Origin of the sequence: Janthinobacterium amylolyticum, from assembly GCF_051380655.1 — a bacterium.
In the GTDB taxonomy this organism is placed as follows: domain Bacteria; phylum Pseudomonadota; class Gammaproteobacteria; order Burkholderiales; family Burkholderiaceae_D; genus Janthinobacterium.
Map to the genome: position 1 here is coordinate 364,090 of NZ_JBNYXL010000007.1, position 17,935 is coordinate 382,024.

General features: G+C 66.1%; 10 protein-coding genes. 8 read left to right on the plus strand and 2 right to left on the minus strand.

What is annotated here, in order from left to right:
* Positions 1–32: 32 nt before the first annotated feature.
* Positions 33–203 carry a hypothetical protein gene (locus tag ACQ4WR_RS17345; RefSeq protein ID WP_180979496.1) on the minus strand — a complete coding sequence of 57 codons (171 nt, stop codon included), beginning with the start codon at positions 201–203 and terminating at the stop codon, positions 33–35.
* Positions 204–292: 89 nt separating this feature from the next.
* The gene (locus ACQ4WR_RS17350) at positions 293–1,183 is read right to left on the minus strand and encodes an MBL fold metallo-hydrolase (protein WP_102296557.1); all 891 of its coding nucleotides are present in this window, start codon (positions 1,181–1,183) and stop codon (positions 293–295) included.
* 198 nt (positions 1,184–1,381) lie between these two features.
* Between ACQ4WR_RS17350 and ACQ4WR_RS17355 the strand changes: the two genes are divergently transcribed.
* The 8 genes from ACQ4WR_RS17355 (at position 1,382) to ACQ4WR_RS17390 (ending at position 17,902) form a co-directional block, all read left to right on the plus strand.
* Complete coding sequence (locus tag ACQ4WR_RS17355; protein WP_436488722.1) at positions 1,382–3,004, plus strand: HD domain-containing phosphohydrolase; 1,623 nt, start codon at positions 1,382–1,384, stop codon at positions 3,002–3,004.
* Positions 3,004–5,274, plus strand: a complete 2,271-nt coding sequence (locus ACQ4WR_RS17360) for a CHASE2 domain-containing protein (protein WP_436488775.1) — start codon at positions 3,004–3,006, stop codon at positions 5,272–5,274. Before ACQ4WR_RS17355 ends, ACQ4WR_RS17360 begins: the two co-directional genes overlap by 1 nt.
* A 215-nt stretch (positions 5,275–5,489) precedes the next feature.
* On the plus strand, positions 5,490–7,100 hold the full coding sequence (locus ACQ4WR_RS17365) for a ShlB/FhaC/HecB family hemolysin secretion/activation protein (protein WP_436488724.1): 1,611 nt from the start codon (positions 5,490–5,492) through the stop codon (positions 7,098–7,100).
* A gap of 16 nt (positions 7,101–7,116) precedes the next feature.
* On the plus strand, positions 7,117–13,479 hold the full coding sequence (locus tag ACQ4WR_RS17370) for a YDG domain-containing protein (protein WP_436488726.1): 6,363 nt from the start codon (positions 7,117–7,119) through the stop codon (positions 13,477–13,479).
* Positions 13,480–13,483: 4 nt separating this feature from the next.
* Positions 13,484–14,206: a FecR family protein gene (locus ACQ4WR_RS17375; protein WP_436488728.1), complete on the plus strand. Its 723-nt coding sequence runs from the start codon at positions 13,484–13,486 to the stop codon at positions 14,204–14,206.
* A gap of 104 nt (positions 14,207–14,310) precedes the next feature.
* Positions 14,311–16,731, plus strand: coding sequence for a heavy metal translocating P-type ATPase (locus ACQ4WR_RS17380; protein ID WP_436488730.1), 2,421 nt, complete (start codon positions 14,311–14,313; stop codon positions 16,729–16,731).
* A gap of 1 nt (position 16,732) precedes the next feature.
* Positions 16,733–17,152, plus strand: a complete 420-nt coding sequence (gene cueR / locus ACQ4WR_RS17385; protein ID WP_102294576.1) for a Cu(I)-responsive transcriptional regulator — start codon at positions 16,733–16,735, stop codon at positions 17,150–17,152.
* Between the two features lie 21 nt (positions 17,153–17,173).
* Positions 17,174–17,902 (plus strand): glutathione S-transferase, encoded by a 729-nt coding sequence (locus ACQ4WR_RS17390; protein WP_436488733.1) that lies wholly within the window; start codon positions 17,174–17,176, stop codon positions 17,900–17,902.
* Positions 17,903–17,935 lie beyond the last annotated feature (33 nt).

A 17,935-nucleotide genomic window follows, 5' to 3' on the forward strand; every position in this document is an offset into this window, starting at 1 on the left:
GAAGGGAGCCTCGCGGCTCCCTTTTTTTTTGCCTACTGGCCGCGTGGACCCTTGTCGCCGCCTTGATGCGGCTTCAGGCCATCATTCTGGCGGATCGCGCCTTTATCATGTTCCGCTTGCTGGCGGATCTTGTTTGCTTCCTGCTGGGCTTGCTGGTCTTCCCGCTGTTGCTGCTCACGTGGCGTATCGTGGGGTTTGCTCATGGCGCTCTCCTTGAATGATGAGTGTCCATGATGCCGCGTGGCGGTCTGTGCCACCGTTCGGTGCACAACATAGCGCCGGCCGCAGTTGCTCACGCCAGTTCCACCGTCAGCCCCTCGTACGCGAGGAAGACTTGCAAGCCGGCCAGGCGGCCCGCGTGGCGGCCCATCACGTCGGCAAACACGGCTTCGAGCTGCTCGTCGCTGCGCGTCGGTTCGTGGTGGGTGCAGTACAGGCGCCGGGCGCCGCAGCGCAGGGCCAGCTCGAACGCGGCGTCGAAGGTGCCGTGGCCCCAGCCCTGCTTGGCCGGGTATTCCTCGCGCGTGTAGGAGCAGTCCATGATCAGCGCGTCGACACCGGCCACCAGCGCGTCGATGCCGGCCTGGCGCTGCGCATTGCGCGCGGCGCAGGCCGCGTGTTCGGCATGGCCGGGCGGGTGCAGGTTGTAGAACGGTTCATGGTCGCCGCTGAAAAACAGCGAGGCGCCGGCGCAGTCGATGCGGTAGCCCAGATTGATGACGGGGTGGTTCATTTCCGCGCCGCGCACGCGCGCGCCGCCCACGTCGATGGTTTCGCCGGGCGCCACGGTGCGGTAGTCGATGCTGGCCGCCATGGCCGCTTCGCTGACGGGGAAATAGCTGTCCTGCAGCTGCACCGCCATCACGTGCTCGATGCCGCGCCCGGCCACCGCATCATAGGCGCCGTGCAGGCGCATGCGGTTGCCGGCCACGAACAGGGGCGAGAACATCGGCAGGCCGTGGATGTGGTCCCAGTGGCTGTGGGTGATGAAGACGTGGGCGTCCACCGGCTGGCCGGCCGGTAGCTGCTGCGCCAGCGCAAAGATGCCGCTGCCCGCATCAAGGATGATCAGGCTGTCGTTGTCGGTGCGCACCTCGATGCAGGTCGTGTTGCCGCCATAGCGCGCCGTGCGCGGACCGGGGGAGGGGATAGAGCCGCGGACGCCCCTGAACGTGAATTTCATCCAGTACCTTGTTACTGTGTAATTATTGTTGATTCTATTCTAATTAATGAGATTGGCGGCAACATTTGTGTGTGTTGCAATAGAGAAAGTTATTTCATTTTGTTGTGACTAAGTAATGTACAGTGCGCGGGGTGGCCGGTACACTGGCGCTTGCCAACTTCTCCTTTTTTGCTCGCCCATTACCTGATTGCCGCCACCATGCCTCAGCTTCAACCTGAGAAAATCGCCCACAGATTGGAGCAATTGACAGAGCTCAGCGTCGCGCTCGGCCATGGCCTGGGCGGCGAAGGGCGCGATATCGGCCCGCTGCTGCAGCGCATCGTGCTGCTGGCCAAGGGCATGAGCGGCGCCGATGGCGCCACCCTGTACCGGCCCGCGGACCAGGGCCGCCAGCTGGCCTTCGATATCAGCGTCAACGACAGCCTGGGCATCGGGCAGGGCGCCGACATCGGCTTGCCCGGCGTGCCCCTGTCCGATGCGGCCGGCCAGCCCAACCTGGCGTCGGTGGCCGCGTATGCGGCGAATATGCGCCGCAGCGTCAATATCGCCGATGTGTACCGCGACGAGGCCTTCAATTTTTCCGGCATGCGCGATTTCGACCGCCTGCACGGCTACCACACGCAGTCGATCCTGACGGTGCCCATGAGCGACCACGAGGGCGACCTGATCGGCGTGCTGCAGCTGATCAATGCCAAGGATGACGCCACCGGCCAGGTGCGCGCGTTTTCCTCCACCGACCAGCGCTTCATCGAGGCGCTGGCCGCGCAGGCCGGCGTGGCGCTGACGAATCAATTATTGATCTCGCAGCTGGAAGAACTGCTCGAGTCGCTCGTGACCCTGATCAATATCGGCATCGATGAAAAATCGCCGTACACGGGCCGCCACTGCCAGTTCGTGCCCGAGCTGACGATGCTGCTGGCCGATGCCGCGCACGCCACGCAAACGGGGCCGCTGGCCGATTTCCGGCTCAGCGAGAACGAACGCAAGCAGCTGTGGCTGGCCGGCCTGCTGCACGATTGCGGCAAGATCACCACGCCCGTGCACGTGGTCGACAAGGCCACCAAGCTGGAAACCATCTTCGACCGCATCGCCCTGATCGACACGCGCTACGAAGTGCTGCTGCGCGACGCCGAGATCGCGGCCCTGCGCCAGCAGGCGGCGCAGCCGCAGCAGGCGGGCGACATCGCCCAGGCGCTGGCGCGCGAACAGGCCAGCTTGCGCGAAGAGCGCGACTTCATCCGCACGGTCAACATCGGCGGCGAAAGCATGGCGCAGGCCGACCAGGAGCGCGTGCGGCAGATCGCGCGGCGCCGCTGGCGCGCGGCCGACGGCGAACTGCACGATTTCCTTGACGCCAACGAAACAGAAAACCTGACCATCCGTGCCGGCACCCTGACGGCGGCCGAGCGTGCCATCGTCAACAACCATATCAGCGTGTCGATCCGCATGCTCGAAGCGCTGCCATGGCCCAAGCACCTGCAGAAGGTGCCGGAATACGCGGGCGGCCACCACGAGCGCATGGATGGCAAGGGCTACCCGCGCGGCCTGACGAAAGAGCAGATGTCGGTGCCGGCGCGGCTGATGGCCATCGCCGATATTTTCGAAGCGCTGACGGCGCGCGACCGTCCCTATAAAAAGGGCAAGTCGCTGTCGGAATCGCTGCGCATCCTCGGCAACTTCAGCCTGAACGGGCATATCGACCCGGAGCTGTTCGACGTTTTCATCCGCAGCAAAGTCTATTTGACCTTCGCCGAAAAGCACATGCATCCGAGCCAGATCGATAGCGTCGACGAGGCGGCCATTCCGGGCTATACGCCGTGATGCGGGCCGGGCGCGCGGCGCTGGCGCAGACGTTGCGCAAGCATGGCGCGCGTTTTTTTCTGGGCGTGCTGCTGACCGTCGCCGCCGCCATCCTGTGCCTGGCCGGCAACGGGAATATCGCGCGCCTCGATGCCATGCTGGGCGACTGGCGCATGCGCTTTGATGCGCCGCAGCTCGACGCGCGCATCGTCATCGTCGACATCGACGAGCAAAGCCTGGCCCGCGTCGGGCGTTTTCCATGGAGCCGCGACATCCAGGCGCGCCTGGTGCGCCAGCTCACCAGCCATTACGGCGTGGCCGCGCTGGGCTTTGATATCGCGTTTCCCGAAGCGGACACCAGTTCCGGCTACGCCGTGCTGCAAGGCCTGGCGCAGGGAGAGCTGGCCGGCGTGCCGGGCTTGCCGGCGCAGCTGGAAAAGCTGCGCCCGGCCATGGACTACGATGGCCTGTTCGCCGAGGCCATGCGCGGCCAGCCCGTGGTGCTGGGCTACAGCATCTCGGCGCAGCAAGCCAAGGGCGTGCTGCCCGAGCCGGCTTTCACCGTCGCCGACTTGAACGGACGCACGCTGACGGCCTATGTGGCGCGCGGCTACGAAGCCAATATCGCGCCGCTGCAGGCGGCCGCGCGGGGCGCCGGCATTTTCACGGCACTGACGGACAACGATGGCGTGGTGCGCTCATCGACCCTGCTGACGCGCATCGGCGATGGCTACTATCCATCGCTGTCGCTGGCCACGGCCGCCGTCTACCTGCAGGCGCGCGCCATCGCGCCGCGCTTCACGGCCACGGCCGACAGCCTGTCGGCGCGCCAGCTGGATAACGCGGGCCTCGAACACATCGTGCTGTTTACCCCGCGCGGCGCCATGCCGGTTCCCGTGGGCGAGGCATTGACCACCACGGTGCAGTACCGCGGCACGGGCGGCCCGCATGGCGGCGCCTTCCGCTATGTCTCCGCCGCTGACGTGCTGGCGGGCACGGTGCCGCCCGCGCTGCTGAAAGGCGCCATCGTGCTGGTGGGGACCACGGCGCCCGGTTTGAACGATATCCGCGCCACGCCCGTGAACGCGGAGTATCCGGGCGTGGAGGTGCATGCCAACCTGATCAAGTCCATCCTCGACGGCCGCTTCAAGGCGCGTCCCGACTACGCGCTGGCGTTCGAGCTGCTGCAGATCGTGCTGTTCGGCGTGCTGCTGGCGGGTGCGCTGGCCGTGCTGCCGCCGGCCGGCGTGATGCTGGCGACCCTGGGCGCGCTGGCGCTCACCATCGGCATCAACCTGTATTTGTACGCCGTGCGCGACCTGGTGCTGGGCGGCGCCGTGGTGCTGCTGCTGATCGTCGCGCTGTTCATCGTCAACCTGGCCTGGGGCTATTTTTTCGAAGTGCGCAAGGGGCGTGCGCTGGTGGCGCGCTTCGGCGAATACGTGGCGCCCGAACTGGTGGCCGAGATGGCGGACAATCCGCAGCGTTACACCATGGATGGCGAAAACCGCGAACTGACGGTGCTGTTCGCCGACGTGCGCGGCTTCACGGCCATCTCCGAACAGCTGGCGCCGGCCACGCTGCGCGAATACATCAACGCCTACCTGACGGCCATGTCGCACGATATCCGCGACAGCCATGGCGGCACCCTGGACAAATACATCGGCGACGCCGTGATGGCCTTCTGGGGCGCGCCCGTGGCCTTCCCCGACCACGCCAGCCGCGCCGTGGCCAGCGCGCTGCTGATGCAGCGCAGCGCGGCGCGCCTGAACGATGAGTTCAGCGCGCGCGGCTGGCCCGCGCTGCGCATCGGCATCGGCATCAACACGGGCGCCATGCACGTGGGCGACATGGGCTCGCGCATCCGCCGCGCCTATACCGTGATGGGCGACAGCGTCAACCTGGCCGCGCGCCTGGAGGGGGCCAGCAAGCGCTATGGCGTGGGCATCGTGGCGGGCGCCGCCACGCGCGCCGCCGCCGCCGAATTCCTGTACCGCGAACTGGACCTGGTGCGCGTGCTGGGCAAGCAGGAAGCCGTCGCCATCTTCGAGCCGCGCGGCCTGCTGGCCGACGCCACGCCTGGGGAACTGGCCCAGCTGGAGCGCTGGCACGCGGCCCTGGCCCGGCTGCGCGCGCGCGACTGGCCCGGCGCCGGCGCACTGATCAACGCGCTGCAAGCGGATTTTCCCGCCGATGGACTGTACCAGCTGTATGCGGCGCGCCTCGACGAATACCGCCGCACGCCCCCCGCGCCGGACTGGGATGGCGTGACGGTGCTGGATAGCAAATAAATAGTGGGCAACATGGAAAATATTAATGATCAAGCCATGTTCATCCTTGTACGGACGATGTATGCTGCGGCGCGATAAAAAACGGGAGAAAACCTTAGAAATTTCTGACTGGAAACTAAAAGCCGTCTAAAATTTGTCTTCAATCCACTGCTGGACACGCTGCCGCTGGCGCCTGCGGGCCGCGCGCTGGTCCGGCTACACAAGAAATCCTTTACATGACATATCGTTTGGTGCACCTGCTTGCGGGTTCCGCGCTGCTGTTCGCTGTCGGCGCCGCCGGCGCCGCCGTTTCCATGGACGCCGCCGCGCCGGCGGCGGCCGAGGACGGCATTCCCCGTTTCGACATCAGCCGCTTTGACGTGCAGGGCAATACCCTGCTGGACGAGGCCAGGCTGCAAGCCTTGCTGGCGCCGTACACGGGCCGCCAGCGCGATTTTTCCGATATCGCCCGCGCCGTCGAGACGCTGGAAGCGGTCTACCGCGCCCTCGGCTACAGCGCCGTGCAGGTGCAATTGCCCGAGCAGGAACTGCAGCGCGGCGTGGTGCGCCTGAGCGTGCTGCAAACGCCGCTGGGCAAGGTCGCCATCAGCGGCAACACGCATGTCGACGACGCCAACGTGCGGCGCGCCTTGCCGGCTCTGCGCGAAGGCGAGACGCCCAACCTGAATGCCCTGTCGCAAAGCCTGAAGCTGGCCAATGAAAACCCGGCGCGCAAGATCGAAGTGCGCCTGCAGGCCGACGAGCAGGCGCAGGCCATTGACGCCGCCGTCACGGTAGCCGATGAAAAGGCGTGGAAGGCCATGCTCAATGTGGACAACACGGGCAATGCGCAGACGGGCAAGACGCACGTGGGCGTGGTGCTGCAGCACGCCAATCTGTGGGGCCGCGACCATGTCGCCAGCCTGCAATACACGAGCAGCCTGGAAAAGCCGGACAAGGTGGGCGTGTATGGCGCCGGCTACCACTTGCCGCTGTATGCGCTGGGCGACTCGATGGATTTCTTTGCCAGCTACTCGAACGTCGATTCGGGCAGCGTCTCGGCCGGCATCTTCGACCTGGCCGTCAGCGGCCAGGGCAGCATGGCGGGCATCCGCTACAACCAGAATTTTGCCCGCCGCGACGATTTCGAACCCAAGCTCGTGTACGGCATCGACTACAAGGCCTACCGCAACAGCGTGCAGCTGTTCGGCATGGAACTGGGCGCCGACGTTACCGTGCATCCGCTCAGCATCAGCTACATCGGCGCCTGGTCGCTGCCCACGGGCGAGACCAGCGTGGCCGTCACGTTTGCGCACAACATCCCCGGTGGCAAGCATGGCGCGCAAGCCGATTTCGACCGCGTGCGCGCGCATGCCAAGGCGGCCTACAACACCGTGCGCCTGAGCGCCAGCTCGGGGCGCGTGCTGGCCGACGACTGGCAATGGCGCGCGCTGTTCAATGCCCAACTCACGCCCGACGCGCTGGTGCCCGGCGAACAGTTCGGCGCCGGCGGCGCCTCGTCCGTGCGCGGCTTTGCCGAGCGCGAAGCGTCGAATGATTCCGGCGCCAGCCTGAACCTGGAACTGTACACGCCGAACTGGTGCGCGCAGGCGGCCGGCTATCAATGCCGCGCGCTGGCCTTTTATGACACGGCCTGGCTGCGCCGCAACCATGCGCTGCCAGGCGAAAGCGCTTCCCAGGGCATCAGCAGCGGCGGGCTGGGGCTGCGCTTGCTGCTGAGCCGCTACGCCAATCTGCAACTCGATTACGCCCATGTCGTCAACGGCGGCGACACGCGACAGCGTGGCGCCAACCGCCTGCATTTCCGCCTTGCCTTGGCTTACTAGCATCAGGATGAACACCATGCATAACCGCGTCCACTACGCTTCCGTTTCCGCCCAGATGCTGCCACCGTGCGGTCCGCCCATGCGCCGCACGGCGCTGGCCCTGCTGCTGGCCAGCTGCTTCGGCGCGGCGCAGGCCAACCCGGCCTTGCCGCAGGTGGTCAATGGCCAGGCGACGTTCAATCAGCAAGGTAACATCTTCTCGATCACGAACACGCCCAACACCATCATCAACTGGCAGAGTTTTTCCATCCATGCGGGGGAAATCACGCGCTTCATCCAGCAAAACGGCAATAGCGCCGTGCTCAACCGCATTACGGGACAGGACCCCAGCAAGATCCTCGGCAGCCTGGAATCGAATGGCAAGGTGTTCCTGATCAACCCGAACGGCATCGTCTTCGGCCAGGGCGCGAAGGTGGACGTGAATGGCCTGGTGGCGTCCAGCCTGGGCTTGTCGAACGAGGATTTCCTGTCCGGCAAGCGTGCCTTCACGGCAGGCGCCACCGCTGGCGGCGTCAGCAATGCGGGTGTCATCAATGGTGGCAAGGGCGGGCAAGTGCTGCTGATCGCGCCCAATGTGGAAAACACGGGCATCATCACGGCGCCGAATGGCGAAGTGATCCTGGCGGCAGGGCGCAGCGTGCAGCTGGCCGATCCCGGCAACCCGCAGCTGCGCGTGCTGGTGTCGGCGCCAGCGGACCAGGCGCTGAACCTGGGGCAGATCATTGCCCAGGGCGGCAGCATCGGCATGGCCGGCGCGCTGGTCAGCCAGCGCGGCGTGCTCAATGCGAACAGCGCCGTTGTCGGCGAGAACGGTAAGATCGTGCTCAAGGCCAGCAGCCAGACGGTGCTGTCGGCCGGCAGCGTGACGTCGGCGACGGGTGCGGGCAAGGGCGGCGAAATCCAGGTGCTGGGCGAGCAGGTGGGACTGTTCGGCAATGCCAGGGTCGATGCCAGCGGCGGCACGGGCGGCGGCACGGTCTTGCTGGGCGGCGACTATCAGGGCAAGAATGCGGCCGTGCAGAATGCGCGCCAGCTGGTGGTCAACAAGGATGCCAGCATTGCCGCGGACGCCATCGGCAGCGGCAACGGCGGCAAGGTCATCGCCTGGGGCACGGAATCGGCACAGGTGCACGGCAGCATTTCCGCGCGCGGCGGCGCGCAGGGCGGCGACGGCGGTTTCGTCGAGACCTCGGGCCGCTACCTGGCCGTCGATGCCATCCGCGTCGATACGTCCGCGCGCGCGGGACGCGGCAAGCGCGGCAACTGGCTACTCGATCCCTACGATATTGACGTGGTGCAAGGCGCTGGCGGCAGCCTGGGTGATGTGGACCAGTTTGCCGAAGGCCCGCCCGCCACCAGCACCAGCATCGGCGCCGACGTGATTTCCAACGCCAGCAGCAATGTGACCTTGCAAGCCCTGCACCGCATCAATTTCAGCAGTGCCGTGAACATGGTGAACGCCGGCGTCGGCCTGAGCGCCACGGCAGGCGAGACGATCAATGTGTATGCGGCCATCAGCACGAATGGCGGCAACGTGAACCTGTCGGCGAACGACGCCAGCAGTGGCGCGGCGCTGGGCCTGGGCTCGAACATCAACCTGGCCGCGCCGGTCAGCACGCACGGCGGCAACATCAGCCTGTCCGGCGCCAGCATCACGGGCGCCGGCGTGCTCAACTCGGGCAACGGCAACCTGTCCCTGCGCGCCAACCTGGCGGCGGGCGACATCCACCTGACAGGCAGCGGCAGCCAGCTGGTCGCCAGCGGCGTCGGCGGCCAGAGCATCACCTTGCAGGCCGACAGCATCACCCTGGCCGGCGGCATCCAGGCCGGCGGCACGGCGGGCGGTGCAAATGTCACCATCAAGCCCTTGAGCAGCGCGCGTGCCATCGACCTGGGCAGCAAATCGGGCACGGCCCTGGGCTTGAGCACGGCCGAACTGGCCGGCATCTCGGCCGCATCGCTGACCATCGGCGACGGCACGAACACGGGCGGCATCCTGATATCGGATGCCTTGACGACGGCGGGCGACCTGCGCTTCAATTCCGCTTCCGCCATCACGGCCACGGCCGCCGTCAGCGTGGGCGGCCAGTTCGCGCTCGATGGCGGCGCCTGGACGCAGAACGCGCCAGCCCTGGCGGCTTTTTCCGCGCGCGGCTTCAGCATCGCGCCAGGCGCCAGTTTCCTGCGCGTGACTGGCGGCGATGGCGGTGCCGCCACGCCCTACCTGATCGCCGATATCTACGGCTTGCAGGGCATCGGCAGCGTAGGCCTGGGCAACAGCTACCGCCTGGGGGGCAACATCGACGCCAGCGGCACGCTGAACTGGAACCAGGGCGCCGGTTTCGTGCCCATCGCCAGCGGCGACGGTGCCGGCTACGCGGGCGTGTTCGACGGTGCCGGTTTCAGCATCAACGGCTTGTATATCAATGCCAGCAACGCCAGCGTGACTTCGGGCGTCGGCCTGTTTGGCAAGCTGCAGGGCGGGACAGTACAGAACCTCGGCCTGCAAAATGGCAGGGTGACGGGAAGCAATAATGTGGGGGCCGTGGCCGGCATCAGCCTGGGCGGCACGCTGGAAAATATCCACAGCGGCACGGCCGTGGTCGGCGCCAACACGGCCGGCGGCCTGGTGGGCAGCAATGGCGGCAGCGTGCGCAATGCCAGCGCCAGCGGCGATGTGGCAGGCGTGAATGCGGATAACGCCGGCAACATCGGCGGCCTGGCGGGCATGAACCAGGCTGGCGCCAGCATCACGGCCTCGTACGCGACGGGCAGCGTGACGGGTGCGCGCGCCAATATTGGCGGCCTCGTGGGCCATAACGCTGGCGCCGTGACGCAGTCCTACGCTGCGGGTGCCGTCAGCGGCGCGGCGAATATCGGCGGCCTGGTGGGGCGCAACGCCGGCAGCATCGAGAATGCCTACGCCACCGGCGCCGTGGCGGCCTCCGGCAGCAGCGACCCGCAAGTGGCGCATGAAAACCTGGGCGGCCTGATCGGCTGGAGCGAGGCCGGCAGCACCGCCAGCCACGTCTACAGCAGCGGCGCCGTGGCCGGCAACGGCTTTGCCGGCGGCACGGTGGGCGGCCTGGTGGGCCGGGCCGACGCGGGTGCTGGCGTGGCGTACGGTTTCTGGAACTATGAAACGGCCGGCACCATGCTGGACCGGGGTGGCGCCAGAGGCCTCACGACGGCGGAGATGCGGCAGCAGGGCAGTTTCAACGACTACAATTTCAACAGCGTCTGGCGCATCTATGACGGCTACACGACGCCGATGCTGAAAGCCTTCTTGAAGCCGCTGCAAGTGACCGTGACGGCCGATGCGAGCAAGGTCTACGATGGCCAGCTGGCCAGCTTCCTTGGCAGCTTGAGCTATTCGGGCTTGCTTGACGGCGATACGGGCGCGAATGGCAGCCTTGGCTATGGCAATGCACGCAACGTCGGCAGCTATGGGCTGACGGGCTTGTGGTCGACCAAGTACGACATCAGCCTGGGCGGCAGCACCACCCTGGCCATCACGCCGCGCACGCTGACGGTGAGCATCGGCGGCAGCAAGGTCTACGATGGCCAGCTGGGCTTTGGCGGCGCCATCTTCACCTTGGGCAATGTCGTCAATGGCGACAGCGTCAGCGCGCAGGGTACGGCCGTGTTTGCCGACAAGAACGCGGGCAGCGGCAAGGTGGTCAATGCCAGCGGCATCAGCTTGTCCGGCAACGACCTGGGCAACTACAGCATTGCTGCCGACGCCAGTGGCGTTGCCGACATCAGCCGCGCCGTGCTGAACGCGGGTGGCTTCAGCGCCGCCAGCAAGGTGTATGACGGCAATGCCAGCGCCAGCCTCAGCGTCCTGTTTGAAGGCCTGGTCGGCAACGACCAGGTGGCCTTGTCCGGCGCCCTGGCCAGCTTCAGCGACAAGAACGCGGGCAAGGGCAAGAACGTCAATTACAGCTATGACAGCAGCAACCTGCAGGGCGCCGATGCGGGCAACTACGTGCTGGCCAGCGGCAGCGGCAGCACCACGGCCGACATCACGCCGCGCGCGCTCAATGTGCAGTTCAACGGCATCAATAAAACCTATGACGGCACGACGGGCGCCGCGCTGAATTTCGGCGATGACCGCGTCGCAGGCGACCGGCTGGATGTCTCGGCCCTGGCCAGCTTTGGCGACAAGAATGCGGGCGCGGGCAAGACGGTGTTCGTGACAAATATGGGCCTGGGCGGCGCCGACGCGGGCAACTATGTGCTGGCCAGCGGCAGCGGCAGCACCACGGCCGACATCACGCCGCGCGCCCTCAATGTGCAGTTCAACGGCATCAATAAAACCTATGACGGCACGACGGGCGCCGCACTGAATTTCGGCGACGACCGTGTGGCAGGCGACCGGCTGGACGTCTCGGCCCTGGCCAGCTTTGGCGACAAGAATGCGGGCGCGGGCAAGACGGTGTTCGTGACAAATATGGGCCTGGGCGGCGCCGATGCGGGCAACTATGTGCTGACCAGCGGCAGCGGCAGCACCACGGCCGACATCACGCCGCGCGCGCTCAATGTGCAGTTTAACGGCATCAATAAAACCTATGACGGCACGACGGGCGCCGCGCTGAATTTCGGCGACGACCGTGTGGCAGGCGACCGGCTGGACGTCTCGGCCCTGGCCAGCTTTGGCGACAAGAATGCGGGCGCCGGCAAGACGGTGTTCGTGACAAATATGGGCCTGGGCGGCGCCGATGCGGGCAACTACGTGCTGGCCAGCGGCAGCGGCAGCACCACGGCCGACATCACGCCGCGCGCGCTCAATGTGCAGTTCAACGGCATCAATAAAACCTATGACGGCACGACGGGCGCCGCGCTGAATTTCGGCGACGACCGTGTGGCAGGCGACCGGCTGGATGTCTCGGCCCTGGCCAGCTTCGGCGACAAGAATGCGGGCGCGGGCAAGACGGTGTTCGTGACGAATATGGGCCTGGGCGGCGCCGATGCGGGCAACTATGTGCTGGCCTCGGCGGGCGGCACGACGCAGGCTACGATTGCGCAAAAACAATTGTCCACCTGGGTGGGCAGCGGCAACGGCTTGTGGAGCGACGCGGCCAACTGGGACGGCGGCGTGGTGCCTGAAGGGGCCAACGTGCTGGCCGTGGATTTCTCGCGCAGCAACGGCGTCGTCACGTACAGCGCCGCGGCCGGCAGCACCATCCTGAAAAACCTGAACTCCGCCTCGGGCCTGCGGCTGACGGGCGGCAGCCTGAGCGTGGGGGACGGCGTGCAGGACCGCTCCCTGCTGGCCAGCCTGGAAATCAGCGGCGGCAATTTCCTGCTGAATGGCAGCCTGTCGGCCGACCGCTATGCGCAAGGCGGCGGCGTGTTGAGCGGCAATGGTAACTTGCTCGTCGCCAATAGCTTCAGCCAGGCGGCCGGCGCCATCCGCCTGGCGGGCCAGCTGGTCATCACGCAGGCGGCGGGCGATCTGCGCTTCGCCAGCCTGGCGGCGAACGCGGTGACATTGACCGCACTGAACGGCACCATCGGTCAGGACGGTGCGCTGCTGGCCGGCAGCCTGGCTGCGCAGGCGAAAAATGGCATCGTGCTGGGCCATGCGGGCAACCAGCTGGGCAGTTTCAGCGCCAGCAACAGCGCGGGCGGCGGCATCGTGCTGAACAATACCTCGGCGCCCGGCACCCTGGCGCTGGGTTCCCTGGCCACCGGCGCGGGCGATATTGCCATCAATAACACGGGCGGCATCGCGGCTGGCAATATCAACGCCAATGGCGGCAATGTGTCGTTGACGGCGCGCAGCCCCATCAGCGTGAACGGCAAGATCGAAGGCAACGATATCGCCCTTAATGCCAGCACGGACGTGCTGCTGGGCGACGGCGCCCAGCTGGCCGCCGCGCGCGACATCAGCCTGGCGGCCGGGCGCGACATCGGCATCGATGGCAACGCCAGTGTGGCCAGCGGCGGCAACTTTGCCGCCAGCGCGCAGGACCATGTGCGCCTGGGCGGCAGCGCCAGCTTCACGGTGCCGGCCGCGGCCAGCATGAGCTTGCTGGCGAAAACGGGCAGCATCACGGGCGGCACGGGCGTGCGCATCGCGCGCCAGCGCGCCAACGTGAGCTTGCTGTCGCCGAACGGCACGGTGAGCGTGCCGGACGCCGTCTTCCTGCCTGCCACGGTCGACAAGCCCGTCATCGATCCCGCCACCAGCGCGGCCATCGACAATGCGCTGGCCATCATCAAGCAGGCGGACCGGGCCAACGACATCATGTCGCCGGTGGCGCTGGCCGAGACGAACACCGGCAAGAAGGATGACAAGGACGCCAGTGGCGCCGCAAATAAACCGACAGGAAGCAAATTCGATGATCCGAGCAAAAAAATGTATTGCAACTAAGGCGTTGCTGTGCCTGGCACTGCTGTGCGCCGGTGCGCCGGCCTGGGCCGGCCTGGTGGCAGGCACGGTCATGCAACTGAGCGGCCCGCTGATGGCCAAGAAGGCCGATGGCAAGGTGAAGCTGCTGGCGATCAGGTCTGAAGTGGAGCAGGGCGATACCTTGCTGACGGAAAAGGACAGCTATGCCTTGATCAAGCTGATCGACAATAGCGAAATCACCCTGAAGCCCAATTCCAGCTTCGTGATCGAGCAATTCAGCTACACGGCCGAGCAGCCCGACGGCGACCATGCCGTTTTCAGCCTGCTCAAGGGCGGCTTGCGTTCCGTCACGGGGCTGCTGGGCAAGCGCAACAAGGAGCGCTTCGAGATGAAGACGCCGGCCGCTACCATCGGCATCCGTGGCACCACCTTCATTGCCAGTTACGTGGCGCCAGCGGCACCGGGCGGGCCCGCGCTGCCGAAGGCGCCGGCGCCTTCGGCGTTGCCGCCCGGCCTGTATGTACAGGTGCTCGACGGCATGATCCATGTGACCAATCCTGCCGGCACGCTCAACTTTGCCGCCGGCCAGTTCGGCTTTACGCCCAACTTCCAGCAGCCGCCCGTGCTGCTGCCCGTCAATCCCGGCCTGCAGTTCACGCCGCCAGCGGCCTTCATCCCGTCGTCGGCCAGCGGCGGCGCCACTGCTGGCGGCAGCAAGCCCGCCGCCATCGATTGCGTGGTGCGCTAGGTTTCTCGGCCAAGCCCCTGTTTCCGTTGAAATAGGGCTTGACCTTCCCATCGTTGGATAGCAGATCCTGACCGTATCAGTCATTCATTCGTACAGGATCTGCCATGCACCAGACCGCACTCGCTCCCGACACTTCTTCCTCCGCCACCCACGCGCAGGCCCTGGCCATCGAAGGCATGACCTGCGCCTCCTGCGTGGGCCGTGTGGAAAAAGCCCTGGCCGCCGTGCCTGGCGTGACCGGGGCCAGCGTCAACCTGGCCACGGAAACGGCCCGTGTCACGTCCAGCACGCCGCTCTCCCTGACCACCCTGCAGGCGGCCGTGGAAAAAGCCGGCTACACGGTGGCGCAGCGGGAAATCGACCTGAATATTTCCGGCATGACGTGCGCCTCTTGCGTGGGCCGGGTGGAAAAAGCCCTGCTGAAAGTACCGGGCGTGGTGGCTGCCAGCGTCAACCTGGCGACAGAAAGCGCGCGCATCAAGGTGACGGGCGATGCCGATGCGGGCAGTCTGATCGCCGCCATCGACAAGGCTGGCTACGCCGCCAGGGTGCCGGCCGCCAGCCAGGCCAGCGCACCGCTTGCCGCGCCGAACCGTGACGGGTTGAAGGTGGCGCTGGCCGCCGTCCTCGCCTTCCCCCTGATGCTGCCGATGTTGCTGGAATGGGCCGGCATCCATCTGATGCTGCCTGGCTGGCTGCAGTTCACGCTGGCCACCCCCGTGCAATTTTACTTTGGCGCGCGCTTCTACAAGGCGGGCTGGAAGGCGGCGCGCGCCGGCAGCGGCAATATGGATCTGCTGGTGGCGCTGGGCACGAGCGCCGCGTATGGCTTGTCCATCTACCAGTGGCTGACGGCAGGCGAGATGCTGCCGCACCTGTATTTCGAGGCGTCGGCCGTCGTCATCACCCTGGTGCTGCTGGGCAAATGGCTGGAAAGCCGCGCCAAGCGCCAGACGGCGTCGGCCATCCGCGCCCTGCAAGTGCTGCGTCCCGATTCGGCCCGCGTGCGCCGCGATGGCGTGGAACTCGACTTGCCCGTGGAACAGGTAAAAGTGGGCGACCTGGTGGTGATCCGCCCTGGCGAGCGGGTGGCCGTCGATGGCGTGGTGGTGGAAGGCGCCAGCCAGATCAATGAATCCCTGATCACGGGCGAAAGCTTGCCGGTCGATAAGCATCCGGGCGACACGGTGACGGGCGGCTCCATCAATGCCGATGGCTTGCTGCTGGTGCGCACGCAGGCCGTGGGCGGCGAGACGACCCTGTCGCGCATCATCCGCCTGGTGGAAGACGCGCAGGCGGCCAAGGCGCCGATCCAGCACCTGGTCGACAAGGTCAGCGCCATCTTCGTGCCGGTGGTGCTGGTGCTGGCGCTGCTGACCATGCTGGGCTGGTGGTTCGCTACCGGCGAGCTGGAGAATGCCATCATCAATGCCGTGGCCGTGCTGGTCATTGCCTGCCCCTGCGCGCTGGGCCTGGCTACGCCGACGGCCATCATGGCCGGCACGGGCGTGGCCGCCCGCTACGGCATCCTGATCAAGGACGCGGAAGCGCTGGAAGTGGCGCACGCCGTCACCACCGTCGTGTTCGACAAGACGGGCACCCTGACCATCGGCAAGCCGGCCCTGGCAGCCCTGCATGCGCACGGCATCGACGAAAGCCGGCTGCTGCAGCTGGCGGCCAGCATCCAGCGCGGCAGCGAGCACAGCCTGGCCACGGCCGTGCTGGAGGCGGCCAGTGCGCGCCACATCGAACCCTTGCCAGCCACGGCCCTGTCGGCCTTGCCGGGACGGGGACTGGCGGCGCAGGTCGACGGCCTGGAGTTGAAACTGGGCAGCACGCGCCTGATGCAGGAATTGAATGTGGACATGACGCCTTTGGCAGCGCAGGCCTTGTCGCTGGAAAACACGGGCAACACGATTTCGTGGCTGTCCGCGGGTACGCAACTGCTGGGTCTGTTTGCTTTCAGCGACCAGATCAAGCTGAACGCGCAGGCGGCCATTGCCCATCTGCATACCCTGGGCATTCAGACGGTGATGCTGACCGGTGACAACCAGGGCAGCGCCGACGCCGTCGGCAAGCTGCTGGGCATCGACATGGTGGCGGCGAAAATGCTGCCGGCCGATAAAACCGCTAAAATTGTGGCGCTGAAAAACGAGGGAGCCAAGGTGGCCATGGTGGGCGACGGCATCAACGATGCGCCCGCGCTGGCGGCGGCCGACGTCGGCATCGCCATGTCGACGGGCACGGACGTGGCCATGCATGCGGCCGGCATTACCCTGATGCGCGGTGATCCGGCCCTGGTGGCGGACGCCATCGATATCTCGCGCCGCACCTACAGCAAGATACGGCAGAATCTGTTCTGGGCATTTATCTACAATATGATCGGCATTCCGCTGGCCGCCTTCGGCTTGCTCAACCCCATGGTGGCGGGCGCGGCGATGGCCTTCAGTTCCGTCAGCGTGATCAGCAATGCCCTGCTGCTGCGCCGCTGGAAAGCCCGCAGTGCGCATACCAAGGAGGCATAGGATGAATATCGGCCAAGCGGCAAGCGAGACGGGCGTCTCGGCAAAAATGATACGCTACTATGAAAGCATCGCACTGTTAAAGCCCAGCGCGCGCAGCGACGCGGGTTATCGCATCTACACGCCGAACGATTTGCACGCCTTGCGTTTCATCAAGCGCGGGCGGGGACTGGGCTTTTCGCTGGAACAGATCCGCGAGCTGCTGTCGCTGTGGCAAAACGACCAGCGCGCCAGCGCGGACGTGAAAGGCATCGCCCTGGCGCATGTGGCGGACCTGAACCAGCGCATCGCCGAACTGACGGAGATGCGCGATACCCTGGCCCACCTGGCGCAGTCGTGCCACGGCGATGACAAGCCCGATTGCCCCATCCTGCAAAGCCTGGGCCTGGCTGGTGACAAGGAAGCGAAAGCATGTTGCCCTTGATGTAAGTCAACGGAGGTGCATATGGCGTATGAACTGTACTATTGGCCCACGATACAGGGGCGCGGCGAATTCATCCGGCTGGCCCTGGAAGAGGCGGGCGCGGCTTACCGTGATATCGCCCGCTTGCCAGAGCGCAAGGGGCAAGGCGTTTCCGCCATGCTGGCCTGCCTCGATGCCGGCAGCACGCCCCAGCCGGCCTATGCGCCGCCCGTGCTGCGCGATGGCGAACTGCTGATCGGCCAGACGCCGAACATCCTGTTCTACCTGGGCCGGCGCCTGGGGCTGGCGCCGCGCGCGGAAAGCGGCAGGCTGTGGCTGAACCAGCTGCAGCTGACCATGGCCGACTGGCTGACGGAAGTGCACGACACGCACCATCCGCTATCGATGAATCAATATTACGCGGAACAAAAGCAGGCGGCCATGCTGCGCAGCGCGGATTTTCGCGCCACCCGCCTGCCGAAGTTCCTCGATTATTTCACGCAAGTGTTGCTGAGCAACAGCAGCCGCGGCCACTACCTGGTGGGTGCCAGAATCACGTATGGCGACCTGTCGCTGTTCCAGATGCTGGCGGGCCTGCGCTACGCGTTTCCGCAAGCCATGGCGCGCCTGGCGCCCGAATATCCCGCCCTGTTCGCCTTGCACGATGCCGTGGCGGCGCGGCCGAACATCGCCCGTTACCTGAAGTCGAAGCGCAGGATACCCTTCAATGAAGATGGCATCTTCCGGCATTACCCCGAACTGGACGGTTAAACGGGACGCGTAAATAAAAACAGCCGGCGCAAT

Bases quoted from the DNA above. Each gene is read 5' to 3' on its own strand.
- ACQ4WR_RS17350 (WP_102296557.1), bottom strand. From the start codon at position 1,183: ATGAAATTCACGTTCAGGGGCGTCCGCGGCTCTATCCCCTCCCCCGGT.
- ACQ4WR_RS17370 (WP_436488726.1), top strand. From the start codon at position 7,117: ATGCATAACCGCGTCCACTACGCTTCCGTTTCCGCCCAGATGCTGCCA.
- ACQ4WR_RS17380 (WP_436488730.1), top strand. From the start codon at position 14,311: ATGCACCAGACCGCACTCGCTCCCGACACTTCTTCCTCCGCCACCCAC.
- ACQ4WR_RS17355 (WP_436488722.1), top strand. From the start codon at position 1,382: ATGCCTCAGCTTCAACCTGAGAAAATCGCCCACAGATTGGAGCAATTG.
- ACQ4WR_RS17390 (WP_436488733.1), top strand. From the start codon at position 17,174: ATGGCGTATGAACTGTACTATTGGCCCACGATACAGGGGCGCGGCGAA.
- ACQ4WR_RS17360 (WP_436488775.1), top strand. From the start codon at position 3,004: ATGCGGGCCGGGCGCGCGGCGCTGGCGCAGACGTTGCGCAAGCATGGC.
- cueR (WP_102294576.1), top strand. From the start codon at position 16,733: ATGAATATCGGCCAAGCGGCAAGCGAGACGGGCGTCTCGGCAAAAATG.
- ACQ4WR_RS17365 (WP_436488724.1), top strand. From the start codon at position 5,490: ATGACATATCGTTTGGTGCACCTGCTTGCGGGTTCCGCGCTGCTGTTC.
- ACQ4WR_RS17345 (WP_180979496.1), bottom strand. From the start codon at position 203: ATGAGCAAACCCCACGATACGCCACGTGAGCAGCAACAGCGGGAAGAC.